Origin of the sequence: Mesorhizobium sp. YR577, from assembly GCF_900116595.1 — a bacterium.
Lineage (GTDB): Bacteria > Pseudomonadota > Alphaproteobacteria > Rhizobiales > Rhizobiaceae > Mesorhizobium_M.
This window is the reverse complement of the sequence record NZ_FPBI01000001.1, coordinates 402,144-424,333: the sequence shown is the minus strand read 5'-3', so window position 1 is coordinate 424,333 and position 22,190 is coordinate 402,144. Positions and strand designations below refer to the sequence as shown.

The 22,190-nt window shown below is 61.5% G+C and carries 26 protein-coding genes; 12 read left to right on the top strand and 14 right to left on the bottom strand.

The window, feature by feature from the left end; all coding sequences use genetic code 11:
• Positions 1-36: 36 nt before the first annotated feature.
• The 3 genes from BM413_RS02165 to BM413_RS02155 are packed head-to-tail and all read right to left on the bottom strand — an operon-like array spanning position 37 to position 2,664.
• Positions 37-1,119 (bottom strand): ABC transporter substrate-binding protein, encoded by a 1,083-nt coding sequence (locus BM413_RS02165; RefSeq protein WP_091909753.1) that lies wholly within the window; start codon positions 1,117-1,119, stop codon positions 37-39.
• Between the two features lie 30 nt (positions 1,120-1,149).
• The gene (gene betI, locus BM413_RS02160) at positions 1,150-1,848 is read right to left on the bottom strand and encodes a transcriptional regulator BetI (protein ID WP_244537714.1); all 699 of its coding nucleotides are present in this window, start codon (positions 1,846-1,848) and stop codon (positions 1,150-1,152) included.
• A 15-nt stretch (positions 1,849-1,863) separates the two neighbouring features.
• Positions 1,864-2,664 carry a methyltransferase domain-containing protein gene (locus BM413_RS02155; protein WP_091909747.1) on the bottom strand — a complete coding sequence of 267 codons (801 nt, stop codon included), beginning with the start codon at positions 2,662-2,664 and terminating at the stop codon, positions 1,864-1,866.
• A 161-nt stretch (positions 2,665-2,825) separates the two neighbouring features.
• Here BM413_RS02155 and BM413_RS02150 point away from each other — a divergent pair, with 161 nt between their 5' ends.
• The 4 genes from BM413_RS02150 (at position 2,826) to BM413_RS02135 (ending at position 7,665) form a co-directional block, all read left to right on the top strand.
• Positions 2,826-4,445, top strand: coding sequence for a phytoene desaturase family protein (locus BM413_RS02150; protein WP_091909745.1), 1,620 nt, complete (start codon positions 2,826-2,828; stop codon positions 4,443-4,445).
• Complete coding sequence (locus tag BM413_RS02145; protein WP_091909742.1) at positions 4,432-5,988, top strand: phytoene desaturase family protein; 1,557 nt, start codon at positions 4,432-4,434, stop codon at positions 5,986-5,988. The genes BM413_RS02150 and BM413_RS02145 overlap by 14 nt, the downstream gene beginning before the upstream one ends.
• Before the next feature lie 217 nt (positions 5,989-6,205).
• Entirely contained in the window at positions 6,206-7,417 is a 1,212-nt protein-coding gene (locus BM413_RS02140; protein WP_091910296.1) for an aminomethyl transferase family protein, read from the top strand.
• 2 nt (positions 7,418-7,419) lie between these two features.
• The gene (locus tag BM413_RS02135) at positions 7,420-7,665 is read left to right on the top strand and encodes a hypothetical protein (RefSeq protein ID WP_091909737.1); all 246 of its coding nucleotides are present in this window, start codon (positions 7,420-7,422) and stop codon (positions 7,663-7,665) included.
• A gap of 166 nt (positions 7,666-7,831) precedes the next feature.
• Here the strand turns inward: BM413_RS02135 and BM413_RS02130 are convergent, their stop codons facing one another.
• From BM413_RS02130 to BM413_RS02115, 4 genes are all read right to left on the bottom strand, one after another.
• Positions 7,832-8,134 (bottom strand): GNAT family N-acetyltransferase, encoded by a 303-nt coding sequence (locus BM413_RS02130; protein WP_091909734.1) that lies wholly within the window; start codon positions 8,132-8,134, stop codon positions 7,832-7,834.
• A gap of 7 nt (positions 8,135-8,141) precedes the next feature.
• Positions 8,142-8,441 (bottom strand): GNAT family N-acetyltransferase, encoded by a 300-nt coding sequence (locus BM413_RS02125; RefSeq protein WP_091909730.1) that lies wholly within the window; start codon positions 8,439-8,441, stop codon positions 8,142-8,144.
• Positions 8,438-9,079 (bottom strand): alpha/beta hydrolase, encoded by a 642-nt coding sequence (locus tag BM413_RS02120; RefSeq protein ID WP_091909728.1) that lies wholly within the window; start codon positions 9,077-9,079, stop codon positions 8,438-8,440. The genes BM413_RS02125 and BM413_RS02120 overlap by 4 nt, the downstream gene beginning before the upstream one ends.
• A gap of 72 nt (positions 9,080-9,151) precedes the next feature.
• On the bottom strand, positions 9,152-10,084 hold the full coding sequence (locus BM413_RS02115) for a VOC family protein (RefSeq protein WP_091909726.1): 933 nt from the start codon (positions 10,082-10,084) through the stop codon (positions 9,152-9,154).
• Positions 10,085-10,302: 218 nt separating this feature from the next.
• Between BM413_RS02115 and BM413_RS02110 the strand changes: the two genes are divergently transcribed.
• Positions 10,303-11,847 carry an alkaline phosphatase family protein gene (locus BM413_RS02110; RefSeq protein WP_091909724.1) on the top strand — a complete coding sequence of 515 codons (1,545 nt, stop codon included), beginning with the start codon at positions 10,303-10,305 and terminating at the stop codon, positions 11,845-11,847.
• Positions 11,848-11,907: 60 nt separating this feature from the next.
• Here the strand turns inward: BM413_RS02110 and BM413_RS02105 are convergent, their stop codons facing one another.
• Together BM413_RS02105 and BM413_RS32995 are read right to left on the bottom strand one after the other, a co-directional pair.
• Positions 11,908-12,861: a PRC-barrel domain-containing protein gene (locus tag BM413_RS02105; RefSeq protein ID WP_091909721.1), complete on the bottom strand. Its 954-nt coding sequence runs from the start codon at positions 12,859-12,861 to the stop codon at positions 11,908-11,910.
• A 427-nt stretch (positions 12,862-13,288) separates the two neighbouring features.
• On the bottom strand, positions 13,289-13,465 hold the full coding sequence (locus BM413_RS32995) for a hypothetical protein (RefSeq protein WP_162931560.1): 177 nt from the start codon (positions 13,463-13,465) through the stop codon (positions 13,289-13,291).
• A 122-nt stretch (positions 13,466-13,587) separates the two neighbouring features.
• Here BM413_RS32995 and BM413_RS02100 point away from each other — a divergent pair, with 122 nt between their 5' ends.
• Positions 13,588-15,132: a sensor histidine kinase gene (locus BM413_RS02100; RefSeq protein WP_091909719.1), complete on the top strand. Its 1,545-nt coding sequence runs from the start codon at positions 13,588-13,590 to the stop codon at positions 15,130-15,132.
• A gap of 10 nt (positions 15,133-15,142) precedes the next feature.
• Here the strand turns inward: BM413_RS02100 and BM413_RS02095 are convergent, their stop codons facing one another.
• Together BM413_RS02095 and BM413_RS02090 are read right to left on the bottom strand one after the other, a co-directional pair.
• Positions 15,143-15,607: a hypothetical protein gene (locus tag BM413_RS02095; RefSeq protein ID WP_091909716.1), complete on the bottom strand. Its 465-nt coding sequence runs from the start codon at positions 15,605-15,607 to the stop codon at positions 15,143-15,145.
• A 24-nt stretch (positions 15,608-15,631) separates the two neighbouring features.
• Complete coding sequence (locus BM413_RS02090; protein ID WP_091909713.1) at positions 15,632-15,967, bottom strand: ElaB/YgaM/YqjD family protein; 336 nt, start codon at positions 15,965-15,967, stop codon at positions 15,632-15,634.
• Between the two features lie 119 nt (positions 15,968-16,086).
• On the opposite strand from BM413_RS02090, the gene BM413_RS02085 reads away from it, so the two are divergent.
• Positions 16,087-17,175 (top strand): AI-2E family transporter, encoded by a 1,089-nt coding sequence (locus tag BM413_RS02085; RefSeq protein ID WP_091909710.1) that lies wholly within the window; start codon positions 16,087-16,089, stop codon positions 17,173-17,175.
• A 40-nt stretch (positions 17,176-17,215) separates the two neighbouring features.
• On the opposite strand, the gene BM413_RS02080 is transcribed toward BM413_RS02085, so the two are convergent.
• Positions 17,216-17,977 (bottom strand): Crp/Fnr family transcriptional regulator, encoded by a 762-nt coding sequence (locus tag BM413_RS02080; RefSeq protein WP_091909707.1) that lies wholly within the window; start codon positions 17,975-17,977, stop codon positions 17,216-17,218.
• A 145-nt stretch (positions 17,978-18,122) separates the two neighbouring features.
• Here BM413_RS02080 and BM413_RS02075 point away from each other — a divergent pair, with 145 nt between their 5' ends.
• Positions 18,123-18,512, top strand: coding sequence for a response regulator (locus BM413_RS02075; protein WP_244537713.1), 390 nt, complete (start codon positions 18,123-18,125; stop codon positions 18,510-18,512).
• Here the strand turns inward: BM413_RS02075 and BM413_RS02070 are convergent.
• On the bottom strand, positions 18,498-19,046 hold the full coding sequence (locus BM413_RS02070; protein WP_091910293.1) for an RNA polymerase sigma factor: 549 nt from the start codon (positions 19,044-19,046) through the stop codon (positions 18,498-18,500). The genes BM413_RS02075 and BM413_RS02070 overlap by 15 nt on opposite strands.
• Before the next feature lie 5 nt (positions 19,047-19,051).
• Positions 19,052-19,249, bottom strand: coding sequence for a NepR family anti-sigma factor (locus tag BM413_RS02065; RefSeq protein ID WP_162931559.1), 198 nt, complete (start codon positions 19,247-19,249; stop codon positions 19,052-19,054).
• Between the two features lie 220 nt (positions 19,250-19,469).
• Here BM413_RS02065 and BM413_RS02060 point away from each other — a divergent pair, with 220 nt between their 5' ends.
• The 4 genes from BM413_RS02060 (at position 19,470) to BM413_RS02045 (ending at position 22,164) form a co-directional block, all read left to right on the top strand.
• Positions 19,470-20,264 (top strand): response regulator, encoded by a 795-nt coding sequence (locus BM413_RS02060; protein ID WP_091909699.1) that lies wholly within the window; start codon positions 19,470-19,472, stop codon positions 20,262-20,264.
• A gap of 126 nt (positions 20,265-20,390) precedes the next feature.
• On the top strand, positions 20,391-20,555 hold the full coding sequence (locus BM413_RS02055) for a DUF1328 domain-containing protein (RefSeq protein ID WP_018429836.1): 165 nt from the start codon (positions 20,391-20,393) through the stop codon (positions 20,553-20,555).
• A gap of 182 nt (positions 20,556-20,737) precedes the next feature.
• Positions 20,738-21,766, top strand: coding sequence for a sensor histidine kinase (locus BM413_RS02050; RefSeq protein ID WP_091909696.1), 1,029 nt, complete (start codon positions 20,738-20,740; stop codon positions 21,764-21,766).
• Between the two features lie 71 nt (positions 21,767-21,837).
• Entirely contained in the window at positions 21,838-22,164 is a 327-nt protein-coding gene (locus tag BM413_RS02045) for a hypothetical protein (protein WP_091909692.1), read from the top strand.
• The last annotated feature ends 26 nt before the right edge of the window (positions 22,165-22,190 follow it).

Here is a 22,190-nt window from a genome sequence, read left to right as displayed (position 1 = left end):
TGACGGCGTCAACAGGAAAGCTGACGATCCGGTGGCTCAGTAGCCCGCCTTGATCTTCTCGAACTCGGCGATCATCTTCTGCTTGAGTTCGCTCGGCACGGGCGACTGGAACAGCGTCTTGTCGATGAACTTGTCGACATCGGCATAGCCTTTTTCCGCCAGCACTTCGGGATCGACGGTCGCCATGCCCTTGGCATTGGCCTGGCCGTATCCCCAGTCGCCGACCATATACTGTGCGACCTTGGGGTCGTTCACCGCGTTGAGATAATCATAGGCTTTTTGCTCGGAGCCCGGCGCATCCTTGTAGCGGACATAGCCGCAGACCCAGGTGGAAATGCCCTCCGCCGTGTCGCGCTTGTTCTTGATCGGCGCGCCGGCGGCTGCGGACTGTACCGCTGCGTCATTCCACGCCCAGGCGAGATCGACCTCGCCGCCGCTCATCGCCTGCACAATTTCGGTGGTGTCGGTCCAGTAGAGGCGGACGTTCTTGTGCACCTCGCGCAGGAAATCGGACGCCTGCTTGAACTGCTCGTCGGTCATCTGCGTCCAGTCCTTCAGGCCGATGACAAGGCTCGCCAGCGCATAGGCGTCGTCGACATTGTCGCCGATCGAGACGCGATCCTTGAACTTCGGATCGGCAAAGGCCTTCAGCGACTGGACGTCCTTCTCGTCGACCTTTTCGGAATTGTAGGTGAGCGCGGTGTTGCCCCAGTCCCAAGGCATGAACCAGGCCTTGCCGTCCTCGGTGGTGGCGAGGTTCTTCATCGCCATGATGCCGGGGTTTAGATCGTTCCAGCCGGTGATCTTCGACGTATCCAGCGGCTGCAGCAGGCCGGCCTCACGCCATTTGGTCACGCTTTGCGAGCAGGGATGGCCGAGGTCAGCCTTGAAGCCTGCGCGCACTTTCTCGAAGGCTTCGTCCTCGTCGCCGAAGAAGGTGAAGGTCGGCGAATCGCCGTTTTTCTCGACATATCCTGGATGGAAGGACGGCTCCTCATAGCCGGACCAGTCGAAGATGATCAGGTCCTTGTCGGCCGCAGTGGCCATGCCCACGGCATAGGCCGAAAGCGCGCCGGCAAGGGCAAGCGTGGTTGAAAGCCTTCTGATAAGTCGCGTCATCGTTCCATCCTCTGTCTTATGATTATGGGGTCATGCGATCTTGCGCGCGCCAGCCTCCTCGCGCGAAAAATGCTTCGGAAAGACCGAAGCGAGATAGTCCGTGGCCGCCTGATGCGCGGTCTCGCGCGTGACGTTTTCCGCCGCCATCATCAGGCGCAGCCACAGGCCTTCCAGCATGGCACTCAGGCCGAGCGCGGTTGCCTCAGGCTCGTAGCCATAGCCGCCGTCATGTTTCAGGCGGACGCAGAGATCGACGACCGTCTGCTGATAATCCTTGTCGCGCGAGCCGCTGAGCGCCTGATAGGTCGGGCGCGACTTGGCCTCGCCCCAGAAGGCGCACCATGCGGCCAGCTTGCGCTTGTTGCAGACCGAGCGGTCGAAATCGGCGGCGACCAGCGCCTGAAGCTGGCGCGCCGGATCGTCGCCGGCCTTCATGAGTGCTGCGCGCCAATGCGCGGAATACTCGTCATACATATGCTGCAAGGTCGCGATCAGCAGCTTTTCCTTGCTCTCGAAATGGAAGTTGACGATGCCGCGCGACAGGCCGGCGCCATCGGCGACATCGGCCATCGTGGTGTCGGAATAGCCGCGCTTGGCCAGCGAATCGATCGTCGCCTCTATAAGCTGCAACTGCCGCGTTTCCTTGGACGCCTTGCGCCCACGCTTTTCGGCCTCGCTTCTTTCGGGGCCTGCTTCCTTGACTGTCGCCGTCTTCATTGCTGCTGCCATGCTCCACATCGCCGGCTAACGTCCCTCGTCCGGCTTCCATCCGCGCAGATGAGTGGGACGGTGCTCGCCACTGTCAAGAACCTTCTGCATGGCTTCCCAGGTCTTGATGTTCTTGTCGACATAATCGCTGCCGACCGCAGCCGCGACCGGCTCGTAGAGCGGCCCCTTCAGCCGCGCCAACTCGCCGCGCGCCACCTCCCGATACCAGGGATTGCGATCGGTAACCGCAATGTCGCGGAAACCCGCATCCTCCATCGCCTTTCGATAATGCGCCGGCGAGCGCATGGTGAAGGAGAGCCCTTCTGCGGCGATATAGGCTTTCATCTCCGGCGACGGCTCGCCGTCATGGCCGATCATCCAGTTCGACGCGGCAAACACGCCGCCCGGTTTCAGCACGCGAAAGATTTCGGCAAACAGGGCATGCTTGTCCGGCACATGCAGAAGCGCATCCTTGGAAAACACCATGTCGAAGGAGGCATCGGCAAAAGGCAGCGGCCCCGGCGGCGCCTGCACGAACTTGGTCCGCGCCGACAGGCCGCGCTCAGCCCCGCGCTTTGTGGCGACGGCGATGACGGGTTCTTCCACGTCGAATCCTGTCACATGACCGGCGTCATGGTTCTCGACGAAGTGCAGCGCAATGCCGCCCGCGCCGCAGCCTATGTCCAGGATTTTCCGATCTCTCAGTGAAAGGCCTTCGACGACGCGGTCGACTTCCCCCGGCCCGCCCGGTGACAGATAGCCCTCGCCCCACAGCGCCTCCAGGAAGCGGATGGCGGTGTCGTCATATTCCGGCGCGGCGTCTGCCGTCTCGATCATTGCTCCCCATCCAAGCCAAAGGTTTTCAACGTCGAAATTTTTCCAAAGCCTACTCCACTCGCGTCAAAACGCAATGTCATTTGTTGAACATTCATTCAAAATCTCTGGACAGAGGCGCCACCTCCGTGCCAGATTTGCAGAAAATAAAAGCGGGAACCTGCATGAAGAAATGGGACGCCATCGTCATGGGCGCGGGGCACAACGGACTGGTCAACGCCTGCTATCTCCAGCGCGCCGGGCTCGACGTGCTGGTGGTGGAAAAAAACGAGTGGATCGGCGGTGCCGCCGTCAGCCGGTCGCTCACGCCGGGCTTCCTCTACTCCAACTGCTCCTATGTCTGCTCGCTGTTCCGGCCCGAGATCATGCGCGACCTGGAACTGCCGCGCTTCGGCCTTCAGGTGATCTCCTATGAGGGCGGCGCGGTGTTCACGCAGGACGGTGACTATCTCGCTAACTACCGCGACCACCATGCCCATCGCCGCGAATTCGCCCGCTTCTCCGCCCGCGACGCCGAGGCCTACGATCGCTACGCCCGCGACGTGACGCGGCAATGCCGTTTCATCCAGCCACTGCTGATGCGCACCGCGCCCGACCCGACGAGCTTTCGCCCGCGCGACATTTCCGAGCTGCTCTATCTCGGCAAGAAATTCGCCGGGCTGGGCGCTGCCGAAATGGCCGACACACTGCGCTTCTGGACCATGTCGATCTCCGACTTCCTCGACGAGTATTTCGAGACCGACGTGATCAAGGCCAATTTCGCGCTGTCCGGCATCATCGGTACGGCACTCGGGCCGATGTCGCCCGGCACGGCTTACGTTCTGCTGCACCACTATATGGGCGAGGTCGACGGCTCGGTCGGCGCCTGGGGCTATGCCCGCGGCGGCATGGGCGCGGTGACCAAGGCGCTGGCGGACTCGTTCCGCGCTTCGGGCGGCACCATCCGCACCGGAGCCGAGGTCGAGCAGGTTCTGGTCAGGAACGGCAAGGCGCGCGGGCTGGTGCTGGCCGACGGCGAGGAGATCTACGGCGATCTCGTCGTCTCCAATGCCGATGTGAAGCGAACCTTCCTCAAGCTGGTCGAGGAAAAGGAACTGCCCGAAATCTTCCTGCGGCGCGTGAAAAACTTCAAGATGCGCGGCTCGTCGGGCAAGGTGAACATCGCGCTGGATTCGCTTCCCGAATTTCCGGCCCTGCCGAAGGATTCGCCCTGCTATCGCGGCGACATGCATTTCACCGACTCGGTCGAGCGCATGGAGCGCGGCTATGATGACTGGAAGGCCGGGCGCTGGTCGGCAGACCCCTTCCTCGACATGGTCATCCCGACCACGCTCGACCCGACCATGGCCCCGCCCGGCAAGCACTTCATGAGCTGCTTCGTGCAATATTGTCCGCCCAAGGTGGAAGGCCGCGACTGGACCGACGCCGACCGCGACGCCTTCGGCGAAACGGTGATCTCGCAGATCGCCGATTATTCGCCGGGCTTCCGCGACCGCATCGTGCATATGGAAGTGCGCACCCCACGCGAACTCGAGGCTGAAGTCGGCCTCACCGAGGGCAACATTTTCCAGGGCGAGCTGACCTTCGACCAGCTTCTGTTCAACCGCCCGGTGCCCGGCTACGCGCAATACCGCTCGCCGGTCGACGGGCTCTATATGTGCGGCTCCTCCACCCATCCCGGCGGCGGCGTGATGGGCGCACCGGGCCGCAACGCAGCCAGTGAGATCCTGCGCGACCTGTCACGCGGCACCAAACATATGAGCCCGGCCCATGACGTCATTTGATGCAATCGTCATAGGCGGCGGCCACAATGGGCTGGTCGCGGCGGCAACGCTGGCCAAAAGCGGACGCAAGACGCTGGTTCTTGAAGCGGCAATCGAAGTCGGCGGTGCGGCGCGTACTGAAGAATTCGCGCCGGGCTTTCGCGTTTCCTCCGCACATCTGCTGAACCGGCTGCACCCGGAGGTGGTGAAAACGCTGGAGCTTGAACGGCACGGCTTGTCCTTCGGCCCGATCGTGCCCAACGTGGCGCTGTCGCGCGACCGCCACCCGCTGACATTGCACGGCGCCTATGGCGAAACGCTCACCGGCACGTCCGCTTCCGAACAGGCAGCATGGCAGGAATTCCGCGCGCAGCTTCTGCGTTACGCCGGCATCTTGAAGCCGCTGCTGGCGCGCCGTCCGCCCGATCTCGGCAACATGTCGTTGATGGAGACGTCGGCCTTCGCCATGACCGGCCTGTCGCTGCGCCGGCTGGGCAAGGAAGACATGCGTGACTTCCTGCGCATGCTCCTGATGAATGTCTCGGACGTCGCCGACGAACATCTGGAGGACGACCGGCTGAAGGGCCTGCTCGCCTTCGACGCCACGCTGGGCAGCCATCTCGGGCCGCGTTCGCCGACCTCATTGCTCGGCCTCTACTATCGCCTCGCCGGCGAGATCGGCGGCCAGCCCGGCGCTCACGCATTGCCTGCCGGCGGCATGGGCGCGGTCATCGCCGCGATCCTCAGCGCGGCGAAATCAGCCGGCGTCAGCGTCCGCGCCGATGCGCCGGCCATGAAGATCCTGATCGACAAGGGCCGCGCCGCCGGCGTGGTTCTCGACAGTGGCGAGGAAATCCGCGCGAAGACCATCGTCTCGGCGATCAACCCGCGCACCACTTTCGTCGACCTCGTCGGCACCCGCGAGCTCGATACCGGCTTCGTGCGGCGGATAGAAAATATTCGCATGAAGGGCAATGTCGCCAAGCTGCATCTGGCGCTCGACCGGCCGCCCGAATTCACGGGCGTCGATGCAGCCGGCCACCGCGGCCGCCTCGTCATCGCGCCGTCGTCCGACCATGTCGAACGCGCTTTCAACCCGGCGAAATATGGTGAGTTCTCACCAGAGCCGGTGATGGAGATCACGCTGCCAAGCCTTGCCGACACATCGCTTGCGCCAAACGGCGCCTGCGTGCTTTCGGCCACCGTGCAATATGCGCCGTATGCGCTGAAAGAGGGTTGGGAGACCGGCAAGCCGAAATTCCTTAAGGCGATCATGGCGCAGCTTGAGCTCTACGCATCCGGCATCGGCAAGCTCGTGCGTCATGCCGAACTGCTGACGCCGGCCGACATCGAGACACGCTACCGTATGCCCGGCGGCCACTGGCACCATGGTGAGCTGCAGGCCGACCAGATGATGATGTCGCGCCCGGCCTTCGGCGCCGCCGGCTATGACACGCCGATCGACGGACTTTATCTCTGCGGAGCCGGTTCGCATCCGGGCGGCGGCATCTCCGGCGTGCCGGGGCTGAACGCGGCGCGGCGGATTTTGCAGATGAGGGGGTAGATATGGAACGTCAGCGCTGCCCCTCATCCGCCTGCCGGCACCTTCTCCCCGTAAACGGAGAGAAGAAGGTTGGCCGCAACGTTACCGCTTCTCCTTCTCCCCGTCACTATACGGGGAGAAGTGCCCGGCAGGGCGATGAGGGGCAGCGCAAACCTTTTGTGTCCGAGCACGGAGGTCTTTCATCGTGAACCGCGTAACGCTGCCAAAGACACTGGCGATGGCAAATCCACGCCTCGCCACCCAATCCCATTTCCGCACGCTGCGCCTCGGCACGCCGTTCCAGCCGCGCATCGACGCGTTGATGAAGACCAACGACTGGTATGACTGGGGCGGCTATCGCGCACCGGCGTCCCTTTGGGACGAGGAACTGGAATATTTCGCCATCCGCAGCCAGGCCGCGCTCTTCGACATCTCACCGATGGTGAAATACCACATCGAGGGGCCGGACGCGGAAGACTTCCTCAACCGCGTCACCTTGCGCGACGTGGCAAAGCTGAAGTCCGGCCGTGTCCATTACACAGCATGGTGCGATGATGAAGGCCATGTGCTCGACGACGGCACGCTGTTCCGGCTGGCGCCTGATCGCTTCCGCCTGTGCTGCCAGGAGCGGCATCTGCCCTGGCTGCTCGACAGCGCCATCGGCTTCGACGTTTCGGTATCGGAGGAAACCGAAACCGTCGCCGGGCTGGCTCTGCAAGGCCCGACTTCCTTTGCCGTCCTGCGCGAGGCCGGCTTTGCCGGTGTCGAAAAGCTGAAGGTCTTCGACCTCGCCGAATTCCCGCATGAGGGTAGCCGCATCACCATCTCGCGCACCGGCTTCACCGGCGATCTCGGCTATGAGCTTTTCGCGCCGGCTGAACTGGCACTCTCGCTATGGGATCGTCTCTGGAAGGCAGGCGAACTGCGCGGCATCCGCGCCATCGGCTACACGGCGCTCAACCGCGCAAGGCTGGAGGCTGGTCTGATCGTCGCCAATGCCGATTTCGTCACGGCCGAACACGCAATCCGCCCCGACCGCGTGCGCATGCCCGACGAGATCGGGCTCGGTTTCATGGTCGATCTGGAAAAGGGCCATTTCAATGGCCGCCGCGCCATTGCGCAGGCGCGCGCCAAGGCCTCGATGCGCCATATGCTGGTCGGGCTGGAGATCGAGGGCAACATTCCAGCCGAGCACGCCATCGTCTATCACAAGCAGAAGAAGGAGGTCGGGCTGGTCAGCGCCGCGATCTGGTCGCCGATGGCCAAGCGCAACATTGCGCTGGCGAGCCTTTCGCGACCCTATGGCGACATGATCACCGACGACCTCTGGGTCGAGATTTATGCCATGCGCGAACTCAGATATGAGCGGCTGATGAAGCGGGCCAGGATCGTGCCGCGGCCCTTCATCAAGCTCGACCGGCGCACCGCCAGCCCGCCGGCGGATTTCTGACCATGGCAGAGCCCGACGCCGAACTTGCCGAGCAGTGGGCGCTGGTCAACACGCCGCTCGGCGAGGACTGGTCGGGCCGCACCCGATATGCGGCGGCGATGTATTTCCACAAGCGCGGCGACATGAGCGCCGAAACGCTCGAGGTCTATCGCATCTGCGCGCGGCTGGACGCGGAAGACCCGCTGCCGATCATCCGCGACCGCGGGGTGGGCAAGGAGTGGTTGAAGAAGATCGCGGGTGAAACATAAGAGGATGTCATCCCGGCCGTCCGAGCGAAGCGAGAAAGAGCCGGGACCCATTCCGTGAGGCATCAAGATTACGGAATGGGTCCCGGATACGCTTGCTCCGCTGCGCTTCGCAGCGTTCCGGGATGACGTCGGCATTGGCGCAGTCCCTCCAGGGACACACAAACCATCAACGCTTCAGCACATCGTCCCACGCCGGGCTCAGTCGCGCGAACTCGTCGGCCACGAACCAGCATGCCGGCGTGATCTTCAGCCCCTTCGCCCGTGCGTCGCCAAACAGCCTTTCGACAAGCTGCTCGGCAACGCCATCGCCACGATAAGGCACCGGCACGAAGGTATGGTCGGCGATGATATGGCCGGGGCCGCTGTCGACATAGGTCAGGCGCGACTCCTCGCCATTGGGCATGGAGACAAAATAGCGCCCGCCCTTCGCCGTCTGCTCGAACTGGATATCGACCGGTTGCGCGTCCATGCCAGCCTCAGCTCTTCAACACATCCGCCCATTCCGGATGCCGTTTGAACTGGGCATTGGCGAACGGGCAAAGCGGAATGATCTTCTTGCCGGAAGCCCGTGCTTCCTCGACCGCGCGCGTCACCAGCCTCAAGCCGGCACCCTGCCCGCGAAACGCGTCCGGCACCTCGGTATGGTCGATGATCATCAGATGCTCGCCGGCTTTGCTGAAGGTCATCTCGGCCTCCGCGCCACCGGGGCCGCGCAAAAAGTAGCGGCCCTTGGAGCCGGTCTCTTCCAGTTGGATTTCGGGTGTCTGGTCGGTCATGTCCGGGCTCCTGCTGTGTTTGCCGTGGCGCGATAGGGTGCGAGAAATGCGCGGGCCGCCACGATTTCGTTCTGCCGCATTTCGTGCCCGCCTTCGTGCCACTCCAATGTGACATCGGCGCCGTCGGCGCGCAGATAGCTGTCGAGCCGCGAGGTCAGGTTCGGCGGGCAGATCGGGTCGTGATGACCGGCGGTGATGAGGACGCGCTTAGCCGTCAGACTGCCCTTCACTTCGGGTTCGAACGGGATCAGCGGATGCATCAGCACCACCGCATCGAACAGCTTCGGTTCGGCAAACAGCAGCGATGCCAGGATGTTCGCGCCATTGGAAAAGCCGAGACCAATCACGGACGACGGTTTGGCTTCCTTGATATGGGCCTTGACGAAGCCGGCCATTTTCTTGGTCCGCTCGGCCAGATCGTCCATGTCGTAGACGCCCTCGCCGGTGCGGCGGAAGAAGCGCGCCGCACCAAGCTCGGAGACGTCGCCGCGCGGCGAGATCGCTGCCACGCCGGGCAACAGGTCGAGCGCCAAGCCCAGCATCTGGTTTTCGTTGCCGCCCGTTCCATGGAACAGAAAGGCGAGCGGCCCGCCCGATGTGCCGGGCAATGAGGTGTAGGTATAGGCATCCTTGGACATGATGTTCCTCGCATTATGGGCATAGCCTAACCGAGCCGGAAAAATCCGGCTCGGACTTTTTTCAAGCGATCGTCAGTCGCCAAGCGGCTGCAGGTTCTTTTCGAGATAATCGCGCAGATGCGCATGCTGGCTCGGCAGTTTCAGCGCCTCGCCGAGATGCGCCGTATCCTCGTCGCGGTCGAAGCCCGGCTCATTGGTCGAGACCTCGAACAAGACACCGCCCGGCGTGCGGAAATAGATCGCCCAGAAATAATCGCGATCGATCACCGGCGTCACCTGGTGGCCCGTATCCATCAGCGCCTTGCGCACTTCAAGCTGCTTGGCCCTGTTCTCGACGGCGAAGGCGACGTGATGCACCGAGCCGGCGCCGAGATTGGCAAAGCCCACGCCCGGCAGGCTTTCGATGTCTACGACATCGGCACCATTGCCGCCCCTTACTGCCAGCCGCTTCACATTGCCGGCGGTGTCGACCTCCTCGTAGCCCATGAACTTCAGCAGCTCCTCGGTCGCGCCGCCATCCTTGAGGCGCAGCGATACGGAGTGGAACCCGCGGATCGCCTCGTCGCCGGGCACACCGCCCTTGGTCCAGGGCGCGCGGCTGTCGTTTTTCGCTTCGACAAGTGCAAAGCCGTCGCCGTCAGGCCCGTCGAAGGCCAGCCGGTTCTCGCCGAACACGGTCTCGCGCTTCAGGCCGGTAACGCCCTGCTCGGCAAAGCGCTTTTCCCAGTAGCCGAGCGTGCCCTCGGGAACCGAATAGACCGTCGTGCCGACCTCTCCGGTGCCGTGGCAGCCCTTGCCGATATTCGGGAAGGGGAAATAGGTCATCACCGAACCCGGAGTGCCAAGTTCGTCGGCATAATAGAGATGATAGACATCCGGCGCGTCGAAATTGACCGTCTTCTTGACGCGGCGCAGGCCGAGCTTGTGGGTGAAAAAGTCATTGTTCTGGCGCGCATCCTTCGCCATCGATGTGACGTGGTGCAGGCCTTTGATCTGGTCAAGCATGTTCTTTGCTCCCGTTTTCGCCGTGCAGCGCTTGCTGCTTCATGCACCCATATGTCGGTCAAACCGGCTCGGGGGAAAGACGGCAATGACAGAATGGACTGTATCCGTTTTGTGAACGATTGGTCGAAGACTGTTCACCATCGAAGCCATCCGATGACACTTGCGCGGCCCCAAAATTTCGGCTCCATGAGCGGAACATCATTCTGGGGGAACAGCGCGTGGCAGGCAAAGGCAAACGTCCGAACATCCTTCTGATCACCTGCGACCAGTGGCGCGGTGAGTGCCTTTCCGCCGCTGACCATCCGACGGTGAAAACGCCCAACGCCGATGCGCTGGCCGCCGAGGGCGTGCTGTTCAGCCGGCATTTCGGTGGAGCGGCGCCCTGTTCCCCGGCGCGCGCCTGCCTCTATACCGGCCTCTACCAGATGAACAACCGCGTTTGCCGCAACGGCACGCCGCTCGACGCGCGCCACGACAACATCGCGCTCGCCGCCCGCCGTTTCGGCTACGACCCGACGCTGTTCGGCTACACAGACGTCGCGCCCGACCCGGATTTCCATGCGCCGGGCGATCCGTTTCTGCGCACCTATGAAGGTGTATTGCCGGGCTTCACGGCACGCCAGCTTCTGCCCGAACACCAGAAGCAATGGCTGTCCTGGCTTGCCGCGCGCGGCATCGATTCCAGCGCCGGCTTTCCCGATATCCATCGGCCCGCGAGCCGCGGTAGCAAGGACGTCACCAACGCGCCGCCGGTCTATTCGAAGGACGAGACGCCGGCTGCGTTTCTTTCGGGTGAATTCATCCGCTGGCTTGGCGAGCAGGAGGAGGCACAGCCATGGTTCGCGCATGTCTCCTTCCTCAGCCCGCATCCGCCTTTCATCGTGCCAGAGCCCTACAACAGCATGTACGACCCAGTCGACGGGCCGGAATTTCACCGCGCCAGGGACTGGAAGAAGGAAGCCAAGGCGCATCCCTATCTCGCCTATGAATATGAGCAGCAGAAGCGCTCGAAATTCATTCCCGGCGCGAAGGGCAAGGTGCGCGACTGGGGCGAGGACAATTTTCGCCGCATCCGCGCGCTTTACTACGGCATGATCTCGGAAGTGGACGCCCAGCTCGGCCGCATCTGGCAGGCGCTGAAGGCAGATGGCGCATGGGATGACACGATCATCGTCCTGACCTCAGACCACGCCGAGATGATGGGCGACCATTTCATGCTCGGCAAAGGCGGGTTTTACGACCAGAGTTTTCACATCCCGCTGATCATCCGCGACCCGGCGCGCAACAAGGCTGCCGGAACGACCGTGACGCAGTTCACCGAGGCGGTCGATATCATGCCGACGCTGATCGACCTGCTTGGCGAAAGCGTCCCAGCACATCTCGACGGCCGTTCGCTGAAGCCTTTCCTCAAGGGCCAGACGCCCGAGACGTGGCGCGACGCGGCGCATTGGGAGTTCGACTTCCGCTCGATCTCGCAGGGCACGGCGGAGCGTCATTTCGGCCTCAGACCTCAGGAATGTAATCTCTCCGTAGTCCGCTCCGAACGGTTCAAATATGTGCATTTCGGCGGCGGCCTGCCACCGCTTCTCTTCGACCTTGACCAGGATCCGGGCGAGTTGAAAAACCTCGCCAATCAGCCCGATTTTCTCGGTGTCCGGCTCGAATTCGCCGAGCGGCTGCTTTCATGGCGCGCCCGCCATCTCGACCAGTCGCTGGCTTTGGTCGAACTGACGGAACACGGTGTGATCGCCTATGGCGGGTGACAAAAAGAAGCCCACGCCGTTGCCGGCGCGGGCCAAAATCACCGATACAATGATCGACGGTTAGTTCATCTTCAGAAGCTGCTCGTCACGCTTGTCACCAAAGGTTGCCTTGTCGTAAGCGGGCTGCGCTTCAAGCTGATCCTTGGTGAAGTTGGTGTAGAGATACTTGTTGCCGTCCTTGTCCGTCATGAAGGCCAGCTTATCCATGCCGACGGCGACTTCCTTTGCCCCGACGCCGAGGAACCCACCGACGTCGATGATGACTGCGTCGACCTTTTCGTCCTTCAGAACGACATCGCCGATCTTGCCGACATTGGCGTCTTCAGCCCCATAAACGGTGGTGCCCGTCAGCTCTTCCGAACGGATTTCACCGACCGGCACCTCGGTCAGCTGCGACTTGTCGATTGCAGCGGTTTCGGTGGTATCGGTCGCTGCCGGAGCCTGCGCAGTGTTGTCGTTCGACGGAGTGGCAGGGGCCGCGGCCGTGTTGTCGTTCGACGGTGCCGGGGTGGCCGGAGCCATCGCAGTATTGTCGGTTGCCGGTGCCGTCGTATCCGTAGCAGCGGCAGGCGCCGGTGCAGGATCATAGCCGCGGCGATCGAAGTCAGGCAGTGCCTGGAGCTGTTCCTTGGTGGTATTCACAACGGCCCAGCGGTCGCCATTCTGCTCGGCCCAATCGACCTCGGAATAGTTGACGGCAACGTTCTTGGCGCCAAGGCCAAGGAAACCACCGACGCCGACGACGAGCGACTCGATCGCGCCGTCCTTGCTGATGACGATGTCGTTGACCTTGCCGATGTTCTCAGCCTGTTCCCCGGTACCGTTGTAGACGGTTTCGCCGATGATGTTGCTGGCAAGATGACCGTCAGCGCGGGTCACCGGCGTCTCGGCAGGTGCGGCCTCCTGAGCCATCGGAGCCGGGTTGGCAGGAGCCGGGGTAGCGGATTCCTGCGCATATGCAGCGGTAGCCATCAGGGTGGCGATTGCAGTCGTAGCCAAAAGATTGCGGAACATGATAGTCTCTCCTTGTGCGTGATCTCTTATGCACTGCCGCGCCCCGGTCGAACCGTCGCAGGGAAAACTCGGGCGCGGCATCACAACCTCACAACGCCGTTACTTCCATCGAGTTCCGAAATTTGCCGCCCGGCATTGTCCTTTTGGACAAGCAGAAAATTTGCGCAGCGGCGGAACCATTCAGCGCTCGGCGCGTTGCGCCCACGATTTCAATTATCTATGCCGGCGCGTGGGGTAGCCGTTTCTTCGATGTATCTGGAGCATTCCCAATGGTTTTGTTGCCGTGCTCGACCGGGTTGAGAGCACGATCTGCATTCCGCGTTGTTGCGGATTTTTGCCGCATATGAGTGCGGCTTGCGAAATCGCCAGTTCTGCGCAGCACACTGGAAATTCCCTGAAATCGGCAATCCCGGACGAGACGTCAGGTCTAGTTCGTCTGGCTGGCCGGCGCCGGCTGATCGGCTGCCGGCTCGATGGATTTGCCGTAAAACTCGACCGCAAACCAGGCCACAGCCGCAAGCAGCAACGCGCATATCAAAATCAGCAGGACATGCCAGCCGCGCCGGCCCTGTCGCGCCTTGTCGGTCGGAATTGTCTTGGGCAAGATAAACCTCCATACGGCGCGCAGGCACGCCTTTTTCTCCTTGTGGTCAATGCGTCCAGACCGGGGTGGTTCCCACGACGACGTTCGCGGGATTTTTTCAGTTCGGGCCTGGGCAGTTAGAAATGCACGAAGCAGATCGGGATAATTCGGAAACGCTGGACGCCTTGCCGGCAGACGTCAGGCAGATCGTTGGCGACGAACACAGGCGCGCGGTTCTATACGGCTTGCAGACGCTCGATACGTCTTCCGACCCCGATTTCGATCGCCTCACCGGCCTTGCCGCCGCACTCATGGACGTGCCCATCGCGCTTGTCAGCCTCGTCGATATCGAGCGGCAATGGTTCAAGTCGTGCATCGGCATGGAGGGCACGGAAACGCCGGTCAGCCTGTCTTTCTGCGCCCATGCCATCACCGCCGGCGACGACGTGATGGTGATCCCGGACGCCACCGCCGACCCGCGCTTTTCCTCGAACAGCCTCGTCACCGGCGAACCTCACATCCGCTTCTATGCCGGAGCGCCGATCACCGTTTCCGGCGAGCGCATCGGCACGCTCTGCGTCATCGACCGCAAGCCGCGACAGCGTCCCTCGCCGGAAAAACTCAACCAGTTGAAGATGCTTGCCGGGCTCGCCTCCAGCCTCTTCGCGCTCAAGGAAGGCACGCGCACCGGCGCGCTTGCCCGCGCCGAACTGGAGCGTGAAGAAAAACGCCGCACCGTTGCAGTGGAGGCCGCGTCGCTGGCAAGCTGGGCCTGGGATGTGCGCACCGGCGCGATCGAATGCGATACGCTTTTCCCGGTCCTGCTCGGTCTGGCGCCAACCACACGGTTGACCGCACGGCAGATTTTCCGCGCCGTCGACCGCCGCGACGTGCGGCAGGCCGAAAGAAGCTTCAGGCAGGCCCTGTCGAGCAATGAAGACTATGTCGGCGAATACCGGATCGCCGGCATCGAACCGGCACGATGGCTCGGCGCGCGCGGGCGGGTCGTCGAACGCGATACGGCTGGCAATGCCACGCTCGTCTTCGGCGTCAATTACGATATCAGTGAAAGAAAGCTGGCTGAAGAACGCCAGCGCCTGCTGCTGCGCGAACTCAACCATCGCGTAAAGAACACGCTGGCGACCGTCCAGGCGCTGGCGACGCAGACCGTGCGCCACGCGCGCGAGCCCGGCGAGTTTCTGGACGCCTTCAGTGCCAGGCTACAGGCGCTCGGGCTCGCCCACGGCATGCTGTCGGACAGGGAATGGCGCGGCATAGCGCTCGACGAACTGATCCAACTCGAGGTGAAGCCGTTCGACGACGAAGAAACGCCACGCATCAAAATTTCCGGCGAGGATATCTTCCTGTCGCCCGATCAGGCGCTTGGGCTCGGCCTCATCCTGCACGAACTGGCCAGCAATGCCATGAAATACGGCTCGCTTTCCACACCCGGCGGAACTGTCAACCTTGGCTGGAAGGTCGAGAAAACCCGCCAGTCCCGACGCCTGACACTGACGTGGAAGGAAGCCGGCGGACCGGCGGTCGAAACGCCGCAACGCTTTGGCTTCGGGTCGATCCTGATCCGGCGCAGCCTGTCGAAGATTATCTCAAGCGAAGTGAGCCATGAGTTCCTGCCGGGCGGCGTGAAGGCGAAAATATCGATGCCGCTCGAGCAGTTTGCCGACTGATGTGTAGCGATCAGTCTGCGTCGTCGAGCGGTTGTTCGCCCGACCGGCGGCGCGATTTGCGGTTTTCCCGATAGATTTCGTAAGCCACCACGGCCAAGGCCGGCGCTACGATCGCGCCCAGGCCGGCCTTGCCACGAAACAGCCCTGGCAGCACAGCAAGAGCCGAAGCAGCGGCAAGCGCCGTCAGATCCTTGTTGCGCCTGCGCGTTTCACGTCGGCGCTGCGCGCCGGATGTCAACTTGTTGATGAGGAGAACGAGCCCGGCAAGAACGAGAAAGCCGACACCGAACGCGACGGCTGCTCGTGTCCAGCCGTAGTGGTGCGCTGTCCAGATATAGGCCCCGGCGATCAGGAAGCTGAGGCCGATAAGCGCGGCAACGCCCGCCAGCAGATAGGCGATTGCCGCGCGCTTGGCGCGGCGCACGGCATGTAATGTTTCGCCCGAAGCGAAACTGGCAATAAGCGATGCGAGCATATTCTGCGTCCCCCGCCGCGCGTTCTAGCGGCGCGACAACAGCGCGAACAGGAAGCCCACGCCGGCTGCGATGGCCAGCGATGTGACCGGCTTCTCCCGCACGGCGGCGGTGATCTGGTCTTCGATATCCTTGGCATTGCCGCGCAGGCTTTCGATCGTCGCTTCGCCCTGGGCCCGAAGCTGTTCAACGCCTTCCTTGGCGGCGCGGCGCGCGGCGCCGTAGGAGTGTTCCCCGGTCGTGGCCAATTGCTCGGTCAGCTTGGCGATATCGGCGCGCAACTGACGGATGTCAGCCTCGATATCCGAGGTCGTGACCGTATCATTGTCGTTCCGGGTGGATTTGCCTGCAGCTGCGGCCATGGTTCAACTCCTTGGGTTTGTACGGTCCAGAACGCCTCATATGCGGCGAGGTTCCGCCGGGAAGGAACGAAACGCGATGAAAGTGCGTTTCCGTGGTCAAGTCCAGCCGGAATTATTGAATGACCGAACGAACGGCCAAGAAGGCGCCAATCGTAAGATTGCCGCCAAAGTCGAATATCGAGATCTTCCTTAACCGATCCTCGCAGGTGTCGGTCATCTTCGTTGGGCTGCTCGCTTTCATATTCGCCTTGTGGGCCGGTCAATATATCCTGGCACCCGTTTCGCTCGGCATCGTCGTCGGCCTGATGCTCGGGCCGCTTGCCTCGAAACTCGAGCGGCGCGGCCTGTTGCCCGGCCTCTCCGCCATCCTGGTCGTCCTTCTGTTCGTCGCCGTCGCCTGTCTCTTTGCGCTTGCGGTTGCAGCACCGCTTTCGTTCTGGATCGGGCGGCTGCCCCAGATCTGGGGAAATCTGCAGCATCAGCTTTCCGAGCTGAAGGGGCCTCTCGACGCCATGCGCGGCATGCGCGACCAGCTCCGCGAATTGACTGGTGGCAAGGGCCTGACCGTGTCGGTCGACGAGGGCATGGGCGTGGAAAGCATGGCGACGCTGGCGCCGGCCGTCTTCGGGCAGATCCTGATCTTTTTCGCCAGCCTCTATTTTTTCGTCGCCACCCGCCACCAGACGCGAACTGCCATATTGACGCTTTGCTTCAATCGCCGGCTGCGCTGGCGCGTCGCGCATATCTTCCGCGACGTCGAGCAGATGGTCTCGCGCTATCTGCTGTCCATCAGCCTCATCAACATCGGCGAGGGGTTGGCCGTTGGCATCGGCCTCTATCTTATCGGCGTGCCTTCGGCACTACTCTGGGGCGCGCTGGCGATACTGACGAATTTCGTCGTCTTCATCGGCCCGGCGGTGATGGTCGTCATCCTGTTTCTGATCGGCCTCTCGGAATTCGATTCGCTGGGCGGGGCCTTCTTGCCGGTCGCGATCTACCTTGCCATCAACACCATCGAGGCGCAGTTCGTCACGCCGATGGTGATCGGCCGAACGATGACGCTGAACCCTTTCCTCGTGGTTCTGGCGCTGATTTTCTGGATCTGGCTTTGGGGCGCCCTTGGCGGCTTCATAGCCATTCCGGCACTGCTGATCGTCTACGCGATCTTCCGCAATATCGTTCCGGGATTGGACTGGGGCGCGGACTGAGCACACACCCGGATTCAGGTCAGGCCGTCATCACCTGAATCTACACCAAAGGGCGAAGCACTTCGTTCAACCCCTCCCAACGGGCAAGCGTCATCAGGCCGTCCACCTCCAGGATTTCGCAACCACCGTCCCGCCAGATGATCAACTCGCGATCCATCAGCTTGCGCAGCGTCTTGTTGGTGTGGACGAGCGACAGGCCAAGCGTGTCGGCGATATGCTGCTGCGTAATCGGTATTTCCATCGTCTGCTTGCCGTTCAGGCCGACGGTCTTCGCCCGGCTGCCGATGAAGGCGATGAGGTAGGCGGCGCGTTCAAGTGCAGTGCGGCGTCCGACGCTCAGCAGGTTTTCGTCCAGCATCTGTTCTTCGCGCGATGCGATCCAGGTTATGTCGTAGGCAAGGCCGGGATAGTTGCGATAGAGCTCATGCAGCTGGTCGCGCTCGAACACACACAGCAGCATCGGTGAAAGCGCCTCGACCGAATGCTGCATCTCCCCCATCAGGCTGCCTTGCAGACCGATCAGATCGCCCGGCATCAGATAGTTGAGAATCTGGCGGCGGCCGTCCGACATCAGCTTGTAGCGAAAACCCCAGCCCGAAAGCACGGTATAAAGGTGAGCGCTGTGGTTTCCCTCGACCAGGACTGTAGCGCCCTTGTCTACCGCCAGTTCGCCCTTCTTGAACTTGCTGACGAAGGCGAGCTCCTCTTTTTCGAACTCGCGAAACACCTTGAGAGGCCGCAGCGGGCACTTCTCGCAGGAAAATTGCCGTGCCAAAAATGATCTAGCCTGCTGTGCTGCCACGGAACTCTCCCCAAAAGCCGATTTATTTCAACGCATTGGAGGTCTGTGAGTTCCAAGTTGCGCGTATTCGGATACATGTCTTTTTTAAATGACAGCGCGGGTGTTACCCGTCATGACTTGCCGCCTTTCAACAAGGTGATTTGAATTGGCAAATTTGCTTTCCGGTATGCGCATCCTGATCCTTGAGGACGAGTTCCTCATTGCGATGGATGTCGAACAGCTGTGCCGGGACAATGGCGCTGCAGATGCAGTGATTGCCCGCAACCTTGACGAGATCGACGAGGAGCAGGCATCGAAAGACTTCGATGCCGCGATCCTCGACGTCATGCTCGGAGGTGCCTCGACACTGCCTTTCGCGAAAAAAATCCATGAGAACGGCGTGCCGTTCATCTTTGCGTCGGGCTATGCGGATGTCGATGAAATCTTTACCGCCTTTCCCGGCGTCCTCGTCGTCGGCAAACCCTATTCCGGCACCGACCTGATCGAAGCGCTGGCAGCGACCGCCGGCCGCCTGCCTGATTCAGGCGGCGTTTGAGCCCATGACCTGCGCCGAGATCGCATCCGGGCCGAATTCGGCCTCACCGGATATGTCCAGGATTTCCTGAAGGCGGTTTCTTGCACGGCTGACCCGGCTCTTTATGGTGCCGACGGCGCAGCCGCAGATCTCTGCCGCTTCCTCATAGGAGAAACCCGACGCGCCGATCAGGATGATCGCCTCGCGCTGGTCTTCCGGAAGCTGTTCCAGCGCACCGCGGAAATCCTTGAGATCGAGCATGCCATGCTGGCTGGGGTGAACCGCCAGGCGCTCGGTCATCACACCGTCGCTGTCCTGCACTTCACGTCCGCGCTTGCGCATCTGCGAATAGAATTCGTTGCGCAAAATGGTGAAGAGCCAGGCCTTGAGATTGGTTCCCATCTGGAAACTCTCATGCTTGTCCCATGCCTTAACGAGCGTTTCCTGCACCAGATCGTCGGCCTTGTCAGCGCTCTGGGTAAGGGAAACGGCAAAGGCGCGCAGGTTCGGGATGGTCGCGAGCAGTTCCGTCTTGAATGCCGGAGAAACGGCCATGCTGATCAACCCTTCTTCTGAAGAGGTTCAGCCTGTTCCAGCTGGCTGAGCAGCTGAGCGAAACGATCCGGCACCTCGTCGGAGACCAGTTCGTCATAATATTGCTTGAGTTTGCGGCCAATTTCCGAGTTGGTTCCGAGTGGATCACCTGACCCGTTTCGGCGCCGATCGACGGGTTCTGTCCCGGTCTTTTGCTTGGTCATGCTATCGATTCGTCCTGTTTTTGCCTTGCGTCTTCCGGTCACGCTGTAGAGAAAACAAGGCGAACGGTATCGGCATCTGGTTGCCCAAATTTCCCCAAAAACGCGGCAGCCCGAAATTCGTTCCCTGTGTGAGGGAACTTTTTCGTCAAAGTCTCGTTGAAGGGACTGGTCATTCAAACTAAGTCAATTTCGACCCATCAGTTGAGGGAAGCATCCTATCATGAGTCTATCTGCAACAATTGCCCCGCATTTGCCTTTCCTCCGGCGTTTTTCCCGTGCGGTTTCCGGATCGCAGCAGAGCGGCGATGCGCTGGTAGCGGCGGTTCTAGAGGCGATCATTGCCGATATAAGCATTTTCCCTGAGGCTTCAAACGATCGCATCGCGCTCTACAAGGTCTTCACGAAGCTGTTCACGTCGATCGCCATCCGCGTACCGCAGGAGGAAACCAACTCCGCGTGGGAACAGCGCGCCGCCGCCAACCTCACTGCGCTATCGCCATTGCCGCGCCAGGCCTTCCTGCTCGTTGCGGTCGAAGGCTTCACCAATGAGGAAAGCGCCGAAATCCTTGGCGTTACCGAGGAGAAGTTCGTCGAACTGCTGACCCAGGCCAGCAACGAGATTTCGCGGCAGGTGGCTACCGACATCCTCATCATCGAGGACGAGCCGCTGATCGCCATGGACATCGAGGAGATGGTCGAGAGCCTTGGCCACCGTGTCGTCGGCACCGCACGCACGCACACCGAGGCTACGGCGATGTTCAACAAGGCGCGGCCGAAAATGGTGCTGGCGGATATCCAGCTGGCCGATGGCAGCTCGGGCATCGACGCCGTCAACGAAATCCTGACCACCGCCGCCGTGCCGGTCATCTTCATCACCGCCTTCCCCGAGCGCCTGCTGACAGGCGAGCGACCGGAGCCGGCATTCCTCGTCACCAAGCCGTTCAATCCTGATATGGTCAAGGCACTGATCAGCCAGGCGCTGTTCTTTGACCGGCAGGCGAAAGCGGCCGCATAGTCGTGACGCAGATTTAGGGGAAGAAGGTCGTCCCTGTGGCGGCCTTTTTCTTTAAGAATATCTTGTTTCTGGAACCAACAACGCGGTAGCGCGTTTTTCAAACATAGAAATTCAGGGAGTTAGATCATGTTGTACTGGGCCCTTGTATTCCTTGTCGTAGCCATCATTGCCGGCGCGCTCGGCTTTGGCGGTATTGCCGGCACTTCGGCCGGTATTGCGCAGATTCTGTTCTTCATTTTCCTGGCGTTCCTTGTGATCTCGCTGATCGCGGGCCTTTTCCGCCGCGCATAGAGACCATTCGCCAGAAATGACGGGATGCTGGAAACCGCACCCCTCAAACGGTTTCCAGATAGCCGCCGGGCAGCGCTTCCCAACAGGGCGCCGCTCGGCGGAACCTTTTTGGGAGAACGCCAGACCTTTCGGGAACTCATCGCAGATTGAACCGTTCAGCTTGCCAGTGGGAATACCGCACGATGAATTTCACGGAAGGGCAAAGAGGAGGCAAGGACGGCAACGCCTCTTTGGCCTCCTCCGCAGAAGAAAGCTCCCCGCTTGGTAGAAGCCTTCTTCATGCGCTGCGCAACACCGGAATTTCCGTCATCTACCAGGATCGGAACCTGAATATCGTCTGGACGCAGAACCTGCCGGCGCCCTGGTCGCCGAGCGAGGTCGTCGGACGCACCGACAGCGATTTTCTTCCCGCACTTCAAGCAGAACGGATGATTTCGGCCAAGCGCTCGGCTGTGGCAACGGCAAATCCTCAAACACTCGTTCTGGATATTCCCGACAAGGAAGGATCTCGATGGTTCGATATCTGGATTGATGCCGACAAGGGCGCGACCGGCGAGGTTCTTGGCGTCATAACCACGGTTGTGGAAGTGACGGAACAGAAACGGCGGGAGCAGACGCTCAAGACGCTGCTTCGGGAACTGAGCCATCGCTCGAAGAACCTGCTCGCCATCATACAGAGCATCGCGACCCAGACCGGACGCTACTCAGGCACGATCGACACCTTTCTGTCGCGCTTTCGGGGCCGCCTGCAATCGCTGGCCTCCTCGCAGGACCTGATAACCTCGTCGAACTGGCGCGGTGCGGATCTGCGTGAGCTGGTGACCAGCCAGGTCGGGCGCTATAGCCCCGGAGCGTCCCGCTCGGTCGTCTTCGACGGCGTAAATCCCTATCTCAATCCCAATGCAGCACTTCATATCGGCCTCGCGCTGCACGAATTGACGGTAAATTCGGTAAGTTATGGAGCCCTTTCACGGCCAGGCGGCGTCGTCACGGTCTCTGCCCGCCCGGTAAAGGACGACACTGCCCTATCCTTTTCGTGGACCGAAACAATCGGTCCGGAAGTCAGGGATATGGGCGCAAAAAAGTTCGGCAGCGTGGCACTTGAGCGCGTCGTTCCAGCTTCCATGAACGGCACGGCGAACCTAGCGATCAAGGACGATACGCTCGAATACCGGCTCGAGATTCCCGCCGGCAGCTTCGAGATAGAGTAGAGCTACAAACGCCTCACCGCTCTGGAACTTAAAGGGCGCTTCGCTCGTTTACATGGCGAAAGGATCCAGCCATGGAACACATTGCTGCACTGCTGCTGATAATTGGATGCTCAGGCGATCTCAAGCAATGCACCGAGATGCCGGCGCCTGTGACCATTTTCGAGACCGCCGAGGAATGCCAGGGCGTTCTTCCGATGGCTCTGCGTGATGCCAAGGGCAAACATACGCGCACTTTCGCGACATGCGTTCCGGTCGATCCAGCCATGGAAGAGGAAGACGCCGAGCTGACCTGGGATGTCCTCCCTAGTGGCAAGCTCGTCGCCGAAATCGGCGCACCGAATGTCGTCGTCGCCTCAAATCCGGCGCGCACTGATAAGAATTCCGTTCGCCAGCAGTAGGATCGCGCGATCCTCGACGGGGTGAC